The 17,571-nt window shown below is 41.8% G+C and carries 4 protein-coding genes and 1 pseudogene; all 5 read left to right on the forward strand.

The genetic code is table 11. The features are described 5' to 3' along the window. Window positions 1-234: 234 nt before the first annotated feature. Window positions 235-8,958, forward strand: a pseudogene (locus AB4503_RS23420) (tandem large repeat); the annotation flags it as partial. Between the two features lie 937 nt (window positions 8,959-9,895). Then, window positions 9,896-11,614, forward strand: coding sequence for a hypothetical protein (locus AB4503_RS23430; RefSeq protein WP_372115794.1), 1,719 nt, complete (start codon window positions 9,896-9,898; stop codon window positions 11,612-11,614). Window position 11,615: 1 nt separating this feature from the next. After that, window positions 11,616-12,851, forward strand: a complete 1,236-nt coding sequence (locus AB4503_RS23435; RefSeq protein ID WP_372115795.1) for a TolB family protein — start codon at window positions 11,616-11,618, stop codon at window positions 12,849-12,851. Next, window positions 12,844-13,377: a hypothetical protein gene (locus tag AB4503_RS23440; protein ID WP_372115796.1), complete on the forward strand. Its 534-nt coding sequence runs from the start codon at window positions 12,844-12,846 to the stop codon at window positions 13,375-13,377. Before AB4503_RS23435 ends, AB4503_RS23440 begins: the two co-directional genes overlap by 8 nt. After that, window positions 13,331-17,536 carry an OmpA family protein gene (locus AB4503_RS23445; protein ID WP_372115797.1) on the forward strand — a complete coding sequence of 1,402 codons (4,206 nt, stop codon included), beginning with the start codon at window positions 13,331-13,333 and terminating at the stop codon, window positions 17,534-17,536. The genes AB4503_RS23440 and AB4503_RS23445 overlap by 47 nt, the downstream gene beginning before the upstream one ends. Window positions 17,537-17,571: the final 35 nt, after the last annotated feature.

Below are 17,571 nucleotides of genomic sequence, written 5' to 3' on the forward strand. Positions count from 1 at the left end.
TGGATAAAAATAAGAATTAGATCATAATATTTATTTATTTTTTTTGCATGTTATTTTAGTTCATTCCTTCGTAATGACTAGCTAAAGGTATAGGGTGTGTTTTTAGAGAGATAAAAAACAAACATTTCACCTTTTGATTTAGCTAAACTGTACTTTATAAGTAGTTATTATGTCATGTTGAGAAAATCTTAGACGATAATATAATCGCGGAAAAATATACTCTGCCAGAAAACTATGTTCACTAAAAATACGTTGAAATCAACATTAGGTCTTATTGTTACGTCGCTTATCTTAAGCGCATGTGGCGGTGGGGAGGGCGGAGGTGATAACACCCCGCCAGCAAGGAATACCGGAAGCATCTCAGGTAACGTTTTTGACGCTCCTGTGAGCGGTGCGAAAATTGAGGTGTTTGAATACAAGGATGGAAACCTAGGTAGGAAGTTAGCAAGTACGACTTCCGATGCTTTTGGTGACTACAAGGTTGAATTTGAATCTTCATCGATGCCACTTTTCATCGTAGCTAAAGAAGGCAGTTATACCGATCCCTTAACGAAAAATACAGTGTCTGTCAGTAACGGCAAAACACTGCGTTTAGAAGCCATGCTCAATTACAAAGAAGGGCGTGATCAAAACTTAATGCTGACCCCTTTGACGAACATCGTTTCAGGCTTAACTCAATACAAAGTAGGCAGGGGAGTGTCAGACTCTACTGCTATATCGGAATCACTAAATAGCATTAACGATATGTATGGTTTCGATGTCAATGAAACTACTCCGATAGACATTACTAAAGGTGGTCAAAGTAGTTTTGCTACATCCGGTCACCAATATGGTGCTTTGTTAACCGCTTATTCTTCTTATTCGTACGACCTAATTCAAAAATACGGTGATACTCAGAGTAATATTTACACATCGATGCATTTGGCTGATATCCAATATCGAGATGTCATTGCCGATGGTCTTCTTGATGGGCTGGAAATAAGTACTGTGTCGGGAGGGGTAACCCCTTTAACCTTCGGTCAACAAAAAGTCTCTAGTGATATTTACACTCACGATTTGGCACAGCATGTTCTAATTGTCGTCAATGATCCTAACTTAAATATTTCAGGAACAGACGCAGACGACTATGTTGAGTTTAGCCGTAAGATTAATGACCAAGGCACCAATAGCGGTACTGGCGGTGTGATCCCACCTCGCGACGAAACCGAAATTGATACCGAAGCGCCTACAGTGTCTAGAACAGACAGTGATGTATTGGTAAGCCTCGATAAAGTGGATATTAAGCTCAATGATGAAATTGGTGTTCAAGGTGTCTCAGCGTACCTTGAATACCAACTGGACGGTGTCTGGTCTCTCGAGAGTCAGTGTGACGATGAACAAACTGCGGGTAGTGAGTTTTGTTTCTTGGAATTCGACGGCTTTGAATCTGGTCTTAGAGAAACAAGTATTAAAGTAAGTGTAGACACAAAAGCCATTGACGCGGTAGAAGTTGATTCGGATACGGGACTCTCAAATGTAACTGCGGCACGTTTGGTTTTTTATACGACTGACGTCTTAGGTAACGAATTAGTTCAAGGGCGAGATGTTGGCCATTATGTAAACTTTGAATGGGACAACAATGCGCCGGTAATTGAAGTAACCTCGGCTAGTTCTATAAACAACAGTGCAAAAGAGTATGTGCTTAAAGGCACTGTAAAAGAAGACTCGCAAGAGATTGATTCGGTAACGGTTTCATTTAAAGGCGGTTTAGATGATAGCGTTTCTTGTGGTCATATAACTTTAGAGTCAGGCAGTGCCTGTGAATTCAGTAAGGGATATTCAACCGATGAATTCGTATCGATAACAACATTTGAAATTAAAGCCACCGATAGCAACGGGAATATTGGTAAGGAAGTTCACGAAGTCGTTCGTGATGATCAAGCGCCGGCGCAAGTGATTAGCTACCCAGAGAATGCTCCAATGAATTATGTCAACGTTAGTGTTGATGGGGAACGCGTAACTAAAGAAGATGTTTATACGCAAGACACCTACACATCAGAAACGGTTCAATCCACTCGTGATTATTTGAAGATTGATTACATTTACGCGAGCAAGGGGATTTTAAACTCAATTCCCGATGTCGATTTTAGTGACTTTAATGTCAACGACCTCAAAGATAACAAAATTCCATATGTTCGTGTCAGAGTCTCAGATGGCAACGGGGATATGGGGTTAGGATCTAGTGCCGACAAACTTAAGCTAGTTGTTAAGTATTTAGTAAGCGCAAACAATGATAATAACTACGTGCTTCAGAAGGTAACCGATACCGTAGCCTCTGCCGCTAACATACCCCACGAAACTATCTCTGATACTGAAGGACACGTAAATGAGGTTATCTATTATGTTCCTTTTGTAAAAGAAATACTTGGTGACAACTTCGCTTCGACGTCCGAGAACAGCAGTCAAAAACTAGTGATTCAAACTATTGACGAGTCTGAAAATGAAAGTGCTGAGCAAGAAGTTTATTTTCGTAGTAGCTTCGACTTGCCGACAATGACGATCGTTACTCCATTTATCGGGGCTAGTGTGCAATTGGAGGGATTAAACTCGAAGGGAGAGTTTACCTCGCTAGGAAGATGTACCACGATTCAGCACTTAGAAAGTGATGGAACAAATAAAGCACTCGATGTTGCTGGATGTGAAACAACAACTGATGTAGTTAACTACGACTTTATGCGAGTGCGGTTAATCGGTATTGATGGTAATACGCAACCGTATTACTACAAGTGGGAGAGTGATCCAGGTACACAATCAGAACAAGTGAACTTAAATAGCGCGAATATAGGTGCCTACTTTAAACTTAATGGTTCTAAGACTTTTTATATTACCGAGCTAGCAACATACCAAACCGGACTGTTTGACTCTCAATGGAATCAAGTTGAAGCTGGAAACAAGACTCCAGAGAATGCCGCACGAATTTTAGACGACGTACAATATGCTCTCGCTGGTGGAAGCGATTCATTCTTTGGTTTCGACCCAACGATCGTTTCGTATGCAACGAATGAAATATTGAAAGGTGCTATTCCGGAAAAACTGCCTAATAATTATATTCATCGGTTTTTAGTAGAAGCGATTTATGACATTACCCAAATAAACAATATGCTACTAAGTAACTCTGTTGATTTTGCTTCCGCTATCTATGATGACTTGCAGTACGATGGCCAAGCTAACGGTATTGGTAGTGGGGGTGAAAAAATAGTTCTAGATTCATATGAATTTAGCTCAAAGTCTTACCGTAATGACTTAGCGCAATCATACTATAACATTATGACTGAAAAGTATGGTGTAGCAGCTAACCTAGCTCAGCGATACGCCGATCAGATATCAATGGCGAACCCAAGCCTCGATGGCGAACAGATTATAGACGGTGATGGCGAAAGTATTGATAAATCACCGCCTCAACCTTCGCTAAGTATCGAAAATGGCCGAGAAACATGGGTTGGAAATAAACGGTACGTTGCTGGTGTTTTAGATTCACGGATTATTTTGGAAGATCCGTCAGGCATTGTCGTGGAAGAAGGCAGTCAGCCATTATTTGTTACAGTGTGGTATAAGAAAACTGAACCGAATACGGAAATCCCAATTGATCTGAATATTCGAGAGTCAGGTGGTGATAATTATAAAAAAGAGTATTTATTTACCCTTAATACCGAGTCTTCAAATCTCAAAGGGATTGTCGAGTTTGCACTTGTGACCAGTGCAATGGATGAGCATGGAAATAGCTATGGTTACAATGGAGAGGAACCACATACGGAAACTTTGTATGTGGATAATGATTATCCTTTAGCGACTTATATTCCCCCGAGCGATGGTAATGGTGATCCGATTGACGAAAATGTCTATTTGAACACCAATTATGTTCAAGAACTCACTTTCAACATTGACGATATTGTAGGAGACAAATTGGACGAGCGAGGGCTCACTTTCTACAACTCGGCAACCGGTGTTACTAATGATTATGACGCTAACTCACATTTTTCAAGTAATACAGAGGATCATTTTAAGGTAAAACTATGCTCTGGAGACAAATGTAGCAGTCAAGGTAATATTATTAGTCCAGAAGATGGTAATTGGGTGGTGTATGTTAATGCTGAAGACAATCTGTCTAATATAGTTAACCGCCAGACGACCAATGCCCCTCAATTTAGTGTATTACTTGATTCAAAAGGTCCGGTAGTAAACGGATCTAAAATTATTAACCACTTAGGTGGTAATACTAGCTGGGTACCTGATATTACTTGGAGCTTGAGTCCAGGGAGTTTGGTTGAAGTCGATATGAAGTCAGAGTCTGGCAGGCGTTTCACTTTGCAACATTACGAAACAGAACCTGAAGAGAGTACTGAGCCGTATCTATTAGGCATGCAGCCTAACGTAGAGGTGAGACTAGTTGCGGAGGCATTTAAATATAATGAGAAAAACTTCTTCTACGTAACAGCAACAGACAGTTCTTTTCCATCGGGAACACACAGTGGTGAATTTGAATTCTTGGTCGACAACAAGGGACCAGTAATTGAATTAGCTGACCCTTGGGTTTTAGACACTAATTCAGGTGAAAGCTATGTTCTTGGTACCGCATTTACTGTAAAGCTTACATCAGTATCTGACGACTCTGATGTATCTAAGGTTGAACTTTGGCAACAAGGTCAAAACGCTGCAATACGTTCAATTGACCCCAAAGATCCAACGCAGCCCTTTGATATCGAAATTACAGAAACGCAAAGTGACACTATAGTGATTGGCGAAGACAGAAAGGCTAACCTGTACCTCAAAGCCCTAGACGAATATGGGTTTGAATCTGAAACAGAAATTAGAACTGTTCTGCTAGATCGTGAAGGCCCATCACTAAAGTTAAATGCGTTTGATCCGGAAAGTTTCTATCTTGGTGATTATGTATTCAATCTTTCAGCCCAAGATTTAAATGATAGGGGAACACCATCATCAGACGGTGTTAACAATGAAACATTAGAGTATTGGACTTTCAAAGAAAACCCCTCTGATGCAAGCACCTTAGTTGGTGAAGATATGAAGATTCCTTTAAGAGGTGAAAACGATGGTGATAGTGCGATTCGCACTATCAGATTAGGTGGTTCCGACATTAGAGGGAATACGACAAGCATAGATTATGTGGTTAAAGTTCAAAACTCAAAGCCCACTATTAACTCGGTTACTTTCACATATGAAGATGGCACGCCAGTTTCTTCTGGTGGCCAGATACAAATTACTCGTGTTGAACCTGTAATTATAAGTATTGATGCTGAAGATGAGAGCGGGATCCCGCTAGTTGAAGGTACTTATAAATATGGGGAACAAACCAACAATATCTCATTTTCTCAGAAAGGTGGCCTTTGGGAAGCTAGGTTGACAGAGGCAGATCTAACGGAAGATGGTGCCTATCAGTTGGAATTCAAAGTATATAATAACGTTCGCTATAGCTCTGAACAAGAAAGGCCTGTTTCCGAACGGTCAGAAAGTATCAATGTGCAACGTCAAGGTGTTGCTCTGTCAATCGTAAAACCGACTGACTTCCAAAGTCATATATCGGGAAGTACCCTTAATGTTGAATTTGGCCCTGCGGGTGAGGTAAAAGCAAAAACATTAGAATGTTGGGTTAGAGAGAATTACACCTCAGACGGTGTGCCGGAAGATGGTTCGAACAATGCTTATTCAGGTGTTATAACTAATCCTCAAGAAAATTATAAGTGTAGCATTACAACTGATGTGAATATGTCTGTTTCACCTGTGGTTTTGATAACGAAAACAGTAGGAACGAATGATACTGAAACAGTCAATAAATTCAGCTTTAATATGATGGATATCGATGCCCCTACGGTTGAACAAGACACATATCAATTTACTGGCAATGACGTTGGTTTGAACGCCGAAGGTAAGAAAGTTCTGAGCTTAACATTGAGCTTCAAAGACAATCTTTCTGGTGTGGATATTAGTGATGGTAACGAACCGTTATTGGTAAGAAATCGATTAAATGTGTCTTTTGAACCAAATAGTTGTAGCTCTAAATTGGGTATAACGACATGTACGTATAGAGAGTTGTATGCCGATATCCTCTCTCCGGGGGCGTTACAGCACTTATACACGATTAAGAACTTGTCTGATGTCGCCGGAAACTTAGGTTCGGAGCATGCGTTAGAATTATTGCTTCCAGCCCAAGGCGATTTAGAAATCGCTATTACCAGCCCTGCTGAAGATACTATTATTCGAGGTGAGACCCTTGAAATGAAATTCAAGGTGAAGGTTGGACAAAATTCTGATCTTGAAAATGTCGTCGCAACTCTAGATGGTGCGTCATATAATTTGAATGATAACCCAGAGAACTTTGGCCCTTTCACTAAGTGTGAGGATGACTATTCTTGCTCGACGTTTACCGCGCCATTAGATGACAAACTAGATGGTCAATTTATCAAGCCTAAAATTCAAATTATTGATGTATGGGGAGAGTCTATAAGCGATGAAGTCAGCGTAATGGTCGATAATAGCCTACCAAATGTTGACGACACTGTATCCCTCAATGAATCTCCGGATGATTCTAGCTTAGTTAGATTTCAGTTTTCTGTGTGGGATGAAGGTAGCGGTATAGCAAAGGTTAAGTACACAATAGTTAATCCTAAATATGTATTTGATAAAGATGACATTGGCGACAATTCACACCTTTATTTTGATCTTCCAAAAACTGAGTTAGAAGAGTTGAATTCGATACGAGTCAATGTCGAAGCAACTGACAATGTAGGTTGGACTCAAAATAAGACGATTGATATTGACATTAGGATACCAACTATTGATTTGGCTTTTGATGGAATAACGAGTTTACAAGGGGGTAAGCTTGCTTTTACTAATGATAGCCAAGCGTTCACCATTACCTCTGAAGAGGGAGAGGATGTAAAGGCTGCTTCCTATGCTATAGATTTGGTTCCAGTTTCAGGTAACACGATTAAGTTTTCTGGGAAAATAGCCTCTTCAACAGCTTCAGATACGATGACTTTTGATATCGATGCTCAAGCTGAGTATATGCAAAAAGTAACCGTAACCGATTCTATCGGGCGAGTTATTATTGACTTTAATGTGCTCAACAAGACTTACGATGCTGAAGGCATCGCATCCATTGTTGATTACCAAGCACCGGTCATTTCAAGTATCACCAGTACTCAGGATTCGATGATTCCAGAGGAAGGGCTATATTATTTGGATGTAAGAGCATACGTCTTCGATAAAAATCTAAGCAGTGTTGGTTCTACTGCGGAAAACGGTACCGATGCCCCGGTAAACCCACAATCAATTGAAGAACCGACCAAAGACGGTGACCCTTACTTGATACGTTATCTTTTATCTCCTGGCGATTATCTAATAAATGTAACGGCAGACGATTTAGTTGAACACCAGACCGAGAAGTCACTAAATACAAAAGTTGAAGCAGCAAGTATTCCAGAGCTAACAATATCAACGGCAGCATCAATGCCTTTGGCTGGTGGCGTTGAAATTCCACTTTTGTTTACCTTCACTGAAGAGGTTAATCAATTTGAATTTTCAGATGTAGAGATTTAAGCAAGTGATGGCAATGATACAGGCGAGTTGAAGCAAGCATCATGGAGTACAACAGACAATATAACTTGGTCGGTCAATTACATAACGCCTGAAAAACAGAACAAAAACATAACCATACGAGTCGGTGATAATAGTTACGAAAGCGTAAATACTATCCCCGGTACAGGGGATAGTTTGGTTTTGGGGATTGAGGGTGTGTTACCAACCCTGTCTAGCGTGACATTTGATCCAATGCATCAGCAAGTAGGCAAAGATGTACAAGTAGCCCTTGAATTTGATAAGGAATTACAAGAAGTAACGGCCATGCTTGGTGGTAATCAAATCAACTCACTAACTGCTACGGCTGATAAGAAAGTTTGGAAGGGTAACGTTCGAGTGCCTGATACTAATGAATTAACAGTGGCTTTGATTACAGAGCAATACAAAGACCTAGTGGGTAATGTGGGCACGCAAGACAGCACACACTCGCTGCCTATCACGCCAACGTTGGACATCACACCGGTGGGCAGTGTGGACGGCAGCAATGCCGCGAACTTGGCCTTCTCAGGCACCTCGACCCGTTTTGATGGTCAAGAGCTTCGCCTGGCAGTGAAAGCGCAAGACAATGAGACGGTATTGAAAAATGGCGTTACGACCGTAGCAAGCGGTGGGGCTTGGAGCAGTACGGTGGACATCAGCGATCAACCGAACGGCAGCTACACCGTTATTGTGACGGACACCAACGCTGCAGGCGTGCAAGTAAGCGAAAGCGCAAGCTTTACGCTCGCGCAAGCGGTACCGACGTTAACGAGCGTGACGTTTAACCCAAAACACCAAGCGATAGGTCAGAGCGTATCGGTCAGTCTTAAGTTCGATAAAGCGCTGCAAGCGGCCAGTGCCGAGTTAGGTGGTACGGTCATCTCGCTGACGCAGAGTGCGGACGCCAGCGTGTGGACGGGCAATGTCGATGTATTAGTCGCGACGTCGTCTGATTTGACGGTGGATTTGGTGGTGAAAGATTACCAAGACTTATTGGGTAACGTGGGGGCGCAAGACAGCACACATTCGCTGCCGATTACGCCAACTATTAGCATCTCTGCGATCAACAGCGGTAACGATGTTAACGAATCAGAGTCACCCACATTGATTCTCGATGGTACTACGGTTCGTTTTTCTGAAGGTGATAAGTTGAGCCTAAGTGTCACAGACAGTGGGGGAGTTAAAGTTTCAGATGCTGAGGTGCTGGTTAGTGAAAACGGAGTTTGGCAATATGAACTGACTCTTGATCCAATCGAAGGTGGGTCTGTGACGGTGTCACTACATGGTGCCAATGCACTTGGAGCCGATGCTACTTTGGTTGAATCTACATTTACATTAAATAAGGATGTGAACGCTGCAGTGGTCGTAGTGCCAAGTTTATTACGACAACTGCTTATTTACGACAAGGGCACAAAACTAGCAGCGTAACGCTAATCGTTATATGGAAGATTAGACAAAGGTCTGCCTATTCGGCAGACCTTTTTTGCAAATGTATCTCAGGTTGTAGGAATTTGATTATGCACAGTGGACTTAATCATTTTTATTACCCTCAATTTTATTAAGAAAATTATTGTATACCAGTGCCCAATATTGATTAGTTTAGTGATGCTGAGTCATTGAAATTAAAATTATTTTGTTTTTCCTATTTCATTATTTAGTCATATTTTCAGTCAGATAACCAATATAACTGGTGATGTAATCAGAATGGCAATTGTATAGATATTTTGCATAGTAGTTTTTGGTGTTATCCCTATAAAAGTGCCATCTTTATATTAAATGCATAATATATATAGTGTTTATATCACATCGTTATTTGATGTGGTGTTCTGCATTTTGGTACTTTAGTACCACCCTTTTAAGCCAATTTAGTGTTCCAAAATAAATCCTATTTATATTGGCTAAGTTTATGTGGGAATTTATTCCCACTTTTTTTCTCTTTTACAGATGAGAAAATGCTCAATATAACCTTCTAAATCGATGAAATGCTTCCACCAGATATGTGTGTTTAGTCTAGTTAGTATTTACTTAAGTACGCAATGAAATGATTGTTATGTGACATCCGTTCAAATTTATTTGCCTTTTTAGTTGGTCAGACGAAATGACTATTTATCCTGTTCAATTAGCTTTATTGCTAGTGTTATGGTTTTTGACGATACTCCTTCTAATCTATTGAAATTTATAACCATTACGCGTAGAATTTATTTAACCAAATCGTTTTTTAAGCCTTATCAGCTTAGTTATCACCGCAACTATATATACCTGTAGGTTGTGGAGAATCCAAATGCACTTAGTTTGCAAATTTATATCTAGTTCGTCTCTCAGTACGAACTACCTTCAATATGTCTTAACACCGGATGAGTGTATCGGGCTATTTTCGCGTGCGCGCACCCCTAAAGACATCTTGGCTCAGTTACCAAGCACTCTGGTTCAGCAGATTACTGCGTCGGCTAAAAAAAATGTCCACAGCCTGCTCAATGCTATTCGAGTAGAACTTGTAAAAGCGAACTGGGTTTGTCTTTCATCCAATGTGAGACGTAGTCCACTAACGAGTAAGCAGCTAGCAAATTTCCCCCGACTGAAGTTACATGTCGATCGGGTGAGCAATAGTACTGCAGAGCGCGTTCATAAAGCTAACTACCAGCAAGTTGTCGATGATGTACCTTTGGCACGCCACTACAACTTCTCGCCGGTTGAACCTTCCCCTGAACATAAAATCGTCGTTGAGTTTGCTGGTCAGTGGTCAAGCAATGCGGCATGTTTGATGTTGGGTAAAACTGATGCTCAAAAAGAAAAAGTCACCGTAGGTAAGCCCGATCGAGAGAATAAACACCGAAGCCTCGCGACATTTAAAGATCTTGAAGTAGAGGGGAAAACGCTCTATATCAAAATTCCTTGTTCTGACCAGCCTCAGCCAATCTTGCTTAAACTCGCCGAAGATCTGCAGCCCGTTGATAAAGAAGCTCAGATGGATGAGTGGGATAACGTGTTGGTGCCGGTGGTTCCTGTTCATAAAGGTGATTCAGGGTATGTATCGATTGATCGTGGTTACGTTTATGTCGTTTGGCAATCAGAAGTTTGGCGGGAAATCCAAGTTCAAAACGACGGACGCTTTTCTGATGTCGATCTATCACTCTACCAAAGCACTAAGTCCTCGCCTCAAAGATCGGTCGATATCAGCTTATATGATGAAGACTCCGAAGCATTTCTGTCAGGGGAAGCGTTTCAGCTGTACCAAGACGGTAAAAAAGTCTATGAGGGTGTGTTGGACGAATACGCTTGCGCCCGTGTTTTTGGTCTTACTGCAGAAGAAGTTGAGGTAGTGGTCGCTGATTGGCCTAACGAAGGCGAAACATACACAGAATTACTTCAAACCGAGTTGAGCCCATTTAAGGCTGGAAGTAAAACTAAGAGAGAGCCGCTTGGTGTTCCTTTGCCTCATATTTGGCTTCCATACAAAATCAACGGCAGCGTACAAAGTGATGCTGCTCTTTATTATTCTCGAGCTCAACTCAATACTCAGCAACTCAATGAATTAAAGAGCGGGAATAACGAGAAAGCGGTTAAAGTAGACCTCAGTGATTATTCTTCTGCTCATAACTTTGATGCGAGCTCCGAACCTGTAATTTCGCTGCCGAATCTAGATACTCAAGTGCTAAGCAAATCAGATTACAATGTCGTCAGTCAAAAAGAGCAAGGTGTTGCTGCCGCTGTTGTTAACTCACCAAGTGAAGGCATTGTAATCACGTATAAAAGTAACCCTCAGTGCGATCAACCGGATGATTTTTTCCAACTGACGTGTGTTGATGAAACATGGAGCCAAAAGATTTTTTTGCGCGAGGCTGAGTTTGTGGATCAATATTGTAAAGAAGTCGTGTTTAGTGGTTGGTTACCAGAAGTTAAAAGGGTCAATCTAACCCGTCATTGCCGATCTCATAACTTAGATAAAACGGTCTTAATGTCAGTAATTTATCAAGGCATTGAACTCACGGAACTATTATAAAATGAAACGAACAACGTTAAGTATCACGCTTCTTTCGACAGTTATGTTATTAACAGGCTGTGGTGAAGAAAGTAATCAAACTTCGAATACTGCAACGACACAATCCGTAGAAAAAGAACCCGCTCAGAAGGCTTGTTACGATGTTGGTGAAACAACGTCATTCGAACGCAAAGACGTAACAGGACCACGCTGCCAATGGCGAAGTGAGCACAACTTTATTGTTTATTCTGAAGACCTTTCCAAGCCTGAATACCCAGGTACACTTCCCGTAAAACCAGGCTATGCTGTTCGCAGAGCAAAAGAGTGGCCCCGTGAAGACTTGTCTGATGCGAGCTCTTATGACAAACCTCGAATTCAGTTTTGGTGGAATAATGTCAGCTCTCGAGACCCTCTCGTAAATGATTACGAAAATGGCTACAAAATTTGGAGCGTGAAAATTGATGGGACAGATTTACGTTTGGTTACGGATGATATGCCAAGTATGGCGTCGCCACAGACCTTTATGATGAGTCGCTCACCCAATAATCGTTATGTGGCCTATGCATACAGTTATGGTGAGCCTCTGATAAAAGCGATCTTTGACCTAAAAACGCAGCAGACCATTCAACTTGGCAGTGCGCGCACCAAGCCTTATTTAGTCTGGGCAGACGACTCTAGCTACATCTATTTCTCAGACGGTTTTAAGCGCTATAAATACACACTCGCGACAGGAATCAAAGAAGAGGTAGACGTACCGTTGTCTGAAAATACGGTCATTGTAGACGGCAAGTTAATCAATGCCGCAGGCTTGGGGGTTGGGGTTTATGACGCCAAAACACTCAAACGCTTATACACTATTTTACCTGAAAAAGAGTTTGAAGACTCCGTAGGTATTGAGAAGCGTATCTACCGCCAAATTGCGATCAGCCCTAATGGTAAGTATGTATGGGGAATAAACTCGTATCGTAAGGTGCTGATAAACGTTGAAGATAAAACGTGGCTTGCGTTTTCTAGAGAAGGCGATGAAAAGAAAGTTTATGCTAAAGTGGGCAATATCAGTAACAACGGCAATGAAACACAAGTAGGGGCGGCAAAAATAACCATAAGACGCTATGGGGCAGATCACCGTTATGAAATGAATGGAAATGGCGCTCAGTCATGGCCGGTGATTCAATCTGGTCAAAACACGATAACACCAGTGTTATATAATGCCGATGCTAATGACGGGCGCTTTCTGGAGGTAGAAAACGATGAGTAATGACTTTAAGTATTTACCAACAGATGTCTATTTGTTCGGTGTCGATTTTCCTAATATTGGGGATGCACAGAACCCTCAATATAGAGCGATTAATATCGAAAAAGACCTGACCTCATTAGAAGAGTTGAAAAATATCCGCCCTATGTCACGACTTCCCATTGCCATAAATTTAGGTGAGGAAAGCGCGGCTCTCTGGGCGACAGACGATTTAGGCCGTTTACATGTGCTGGGTGATTCAACGCAGAAAAACCAAAAAACCAATATCAATCAGGTTTTGGCACTGCGTTCGCCAGTACATAAGTTAGCAGCGAAGACGTATAAGCTGTCTTTTCCCGAATGGTCAATGCTTACAGAGTTGGCGATTGGTGCGCAGAGTAAGGCTCGCCCAATCAAAAAGGCGTGCGCAGATCTTGCCTCTATCTTAGGGAATCTAAAAGCGTATGGCGGTGATCAGACGCTGAACTCGCTAGAAAAAAAAAGTGGAATACGCTGTCACAGAAGTAAAGCGTTCACAACTTGCGCCTAAGTATGAAGCAGGCACTCAAGCACTAACTGATGAGCAAGTTACATATAACAAATGGTATGACTCTGTACCTGAAGATAAGCCCATTCGTGGTTTTATCGTGCCAACTTTTTCATTTCTCGCTGTAGCGTTTTCAACCGATGATTATGACCTCGCTATTGTTGATATAAAGCGTTTCGACGAAACAACAAGTACACACAAAAGCTTACAAGAAAAGGACGTTATAACGCAGGCTAAACTTGATAAAATTAGTGGTTCACATCGCCCAATAGCCTTGTTTCCTCTGGCGTCGGAGGTTTTTACTGATGGCATGTACACCATTGAAGTGGTTTTCGACCTAGAGTTTGCAGGTAAAATTCCCGAATTTGCCCAGAATGCCACTAATGTAACCAAAGAGTATGATGAGTTTGGTGATGCTACTAGAGTCAGCTACGAGTTACGAGAATACATCTCGCTCAGCCAAACGACACCGTTTGGTAAGATCGCGGTTGTTGCGGGCGACATGATCTCACTTGAAGAGTCTTTGATATACCAATTTCCTACGCAGTTTAAAGCTCTACAAGCCTTCCGAATGGGGGAGCTTGAGAACCTAGAGAATAGCGGTTCGACTGCCAGTATGAGTGCTGCGCTGTGGGAGGTTGGCACAAAAGTTACACCAAGTTTGGTTAATGCTGGCATTAATATTCATCAGAACCCATCAAGTAAACATGATGTGGTTGGGAGTTTAGCAAACACGTTTTGGGGGCAAGTAGATAAGGGCGCATTACCTCCAGCCATGATTTCGGCATTGGAGTTTTCATTTGGGGTATCGGCTACCGCAGCAGCTTACCAAACTCTTCAAGATTTACGCCAAGCGGCATCGGAATCCGAGCGTGCAGCACAAGTGGGATTAAAAGCGCTTCTCAAAGAGAAAGGGTTTGATAAAAGTAAGTTCTTTACCAAGGTTATTGAACCTGCGAGAAATGGTAATGCCCATGTTGTGGCGGGGAGTGCTGCAAGAACTTGGTTGACAGGTAACGGTAGTATCAAAAGCTTTTTGTCGCCCTTTGCTGGTGCGGGGCTCAATGCAATCAACACCTTCTATGAGATAAAAGAGATCACTGACAAAAGCGAGCAATTACGCTTAGCAGAAGAGAAAGCTAAACTCAGGAAAAGTTATTTTGAGCAGGTTTCACGCGATTATCTGAACTGGGTACCAGTCTGGAAAGAAAGTCTGAAGAGTGGGGAATTACTACTTAAGCAAATCATAGATAAGTTAGGCGACAATGTAACGTTTACTGACAGCATTCCTAATGACGTTGCTGAAGACAGTGCAATGTTTGTTAAAGACCATAAAGGTGCTGGTTTACGCCTAGTTTTTCCTTTTGATAACAACCAGGTTCAAGCCCCGCACTTGTCATATTTGGCTGCTGTCGATAAAGAATTATCTAAGATTCCAAATGCCGTTGTTGAAATCGAAGGGCATGCCTGTCAAAACGGTGATTCAGAATATAATCAAAACCTTTCGCAACAGCGAGCGCAGCATGTTGCTGAGTTCTTTTCTTCAGTCAGTGATATTCGATTTTTTGGTGAACGTCGACCGATAGTCGAGGTACCAAACAACGAAATCAAACGCGAAAACGCGCAACTTAATATTAACCGACGTGTTGAAGTTCGAATCTACCTACAAGAGTTTGCGGCGAGAATTCCACCGAGTCGACTCGGCTTTAAGGCTATGGAGCAAGCGCGTTTGGCTCAGTTAAATGCGAACTTGGGAGAAGAAGCAATTGCAAAAGAGCTCAAGCTAGCTATCTTCGAGATGATCGTTGGCATGGCTTGCTATGTTCCGATAATAGGACACGCAGCAAGAGGCTTTTTCGTTGTCAAAGAAGGCGGGAAAATGCTGATGAGTGGTGCCCAGTTGCTTGACTCTGCACTCTTTGATTATTACTTGTCTTCTTACAACGAGGTTAGAAAAAGCGTATCTGCAATTGAACAACTTAGCCATGAAACCACAGAAATTATTGATTCATTGGCTGAGATTAATACCCAATTGACAGAGATGTATTTTACGTCTTCAGATGCGTTAGTTGAGCACTTAGGAAAAGCTACAGGTGCAAAGGAGCTGATTAAGCGCTATCAACGTCGTGCACTTGCTATTAATGGTTTGGTGCTTTTGATTCAAAGAGCTTGTTCTGAGGGCGAACAAGAGTTCACAGAACAGTGGCGAACATTAGCCATCGATGAATACATTCAGCGATATATCGAAACCGATGGCTGGATATTAAACACAGAGTTAAAAGAAAACTTGTGTAACTTGTGGCTCCAAGAACTCATGCGTCGTGAGGGACACAAGCAATTAGTTGAAAGTTACGGCGAAGAAATCGCTGAACAAATCATCACTCGCAACAAAGCCAACTATATTGCTCCAAAAAGGAAAGATGTTTCTGGGGCGTTTAATGTAGCGTTTCCAGTGCAAGACAAGCTCTATAATCGCGATCAACAACGAGGCTTAGTGGAGTTTGCGACTCAGTTTAATGTTGAGTCTAAAAGATTATCAGAAGAGGACCTAGGGTTCGTTAGGTTATTAGTCTCTGAGCCTCATGACAACTCTAAATGGGTCACCTTTGATGAGTGGGAGAAGGCACGATTAAAAGCAAATAAAAAGGTGCGATTATCGCCTTTCCACCGTTTGAAGTGGCAAATGGTGTTAGGCAAACAAAGTCTAAAACAGATGACGTCAAATGTGTTTCAGTGTGAGATGTCTTATCAGCGCACTGACGGTTTACTTAATACCAGTGGACCTAAGTTTAATTTGATGTTCAAGCCGATGAAACACGAGGAATTTAGTGTAGACCCCAAAGGCGAGTTGGCCGAATTTTTTGAGGCGGAAAAAGTAGGCAGCAAAGTCCTTATTGGTTGTGAGTTTGAGCCGTATTTTTACTTTGGTGATGATGTCTTCTCTGGAGTGAAGCCTTTGATCGCCAAGCATGATTTAGTCGATTATAGCGGCTACTTATCTAAAGCTGCTCTCGGTCCGATTTTTGGGCAGGTGATAAAAATTGACTCCCAACAAGATGTACTCAAAGAATATGTAAACAGCGGTGGCTTCAAAAATATGACCTATGAGTTCACTCTATCTGGAAGCAACTATAAGCTACCAGTACGAGTGGACAAGACAGTCGGACGATTTATTACGTCACCTAGACAGATTCCTGTAGGGGTCGATACAAACCATAACTATACACTCTCTGCTAAATCGGGCTTTATAGCGAACGGAAATCGTGTGTCAGAGAAAGACTTGTTAACGCTGGATTTTGTCTTACATAGTAAAGTTCATAAAGGCCCGACAAAGCCTGTTATCGATGACATTAAGCACAGTGCGATTGCGGTCAACTACGGAAATAAACGACAGTTTATGAACGAGGACAGTATGTTCACTACTGCAGATGAGATCAAAGGCTTTGATTGGACTTTGAATAAGTCATTCGCTATGGAAGTTATGCTCATTGGTGGGAAGCACAGAAAAGAATCGTATCAGGGGCAAAATCTCGAATGGCAGAGTGTTCCGGTTTCACTAAAGCTCTCGACCAATTTTGATAACGAAGCCGTATTCGGCTCTGAAACTACCTCTGGTCCTGAGTATCTAAGTAACCTTACTTATATTGGGATACTAAAGAAGGACGGGTCTAAATGGATGCTAGATGACAGCGATGTGATTAACAAAAATATAGACGCAGATTTTGTCTCTGAGGCTCTATCCAACATAGACATGGATGAAGATTTCGGTGGTAAGGTCGTCTACGCGTCTCGATTCGAGTTCGCATTTAAAGCGCTGAACGGTCAAGAAATCAAGGGGCTTCGACCATTTGGACCCGTTGTTTCGACATCTGGTCGATTCCAAGAAGCAGTTCTAAAGGTGTCCTCTCTAGTACAACGTAATACAGCGGAAAAAACGCAGTTTAAACTTGAAAGCTTTGAGATGTCGTTGGGCAGGCAGTACAAAAATGTAGATGAGTTATCTTATTTTTCTGATTGTGAAGACCCAAGCTATAAAGTTGATAAAGATATGTACATCAACTGGGCAAAACTGAAACCAGAAGAGCGTACAGAACGTTTGGTAACTTGGATTAGAGACCCATACTTAGCAACCATCATTGAAGCGTCGATTCTCAATAAATAAAAAAAACCGCCTTAGGGCTAATGCCGATCAGTTAA

Source organism: Vibrio sp. 10N.222.55.B11 (assembly GCF_041473705.1).
In the GTDB taxonomy this organism is placed as follows: domain Bacteria; phylum Pseudomonadota; class Gammaproteobacteria; order Enterobacterales; family Vibrionaceae; genus Vibrio; species Vibrio crassostreae_C.

What these genes read in the sequence shown, in the direction of transcription:
- AB4503_RS23430 (WP_372115794.1), top strand. Translation starts at nt 9,896, where the DNA reads ATGCACTTAGTTTGCAAATTTATATCTAGTTCGTCTCTCAGTACGAAC.
- AB4503_RS23435 (WP_372115795.1), top strand. Translation starts at nt 11,616, where the DNA reads ATGAAACGAACAACGTTAAGTATCACGCTTCTTTCGACAGTTATGTTA.
- AB4503_RS23440 (WP_372115796.1), top strand. Translation starts at nt 12,844, where the DNA reads ATGAGTAATGACTTTAAGTATTTACCAACAGATGTCTATTTGTTCGGT.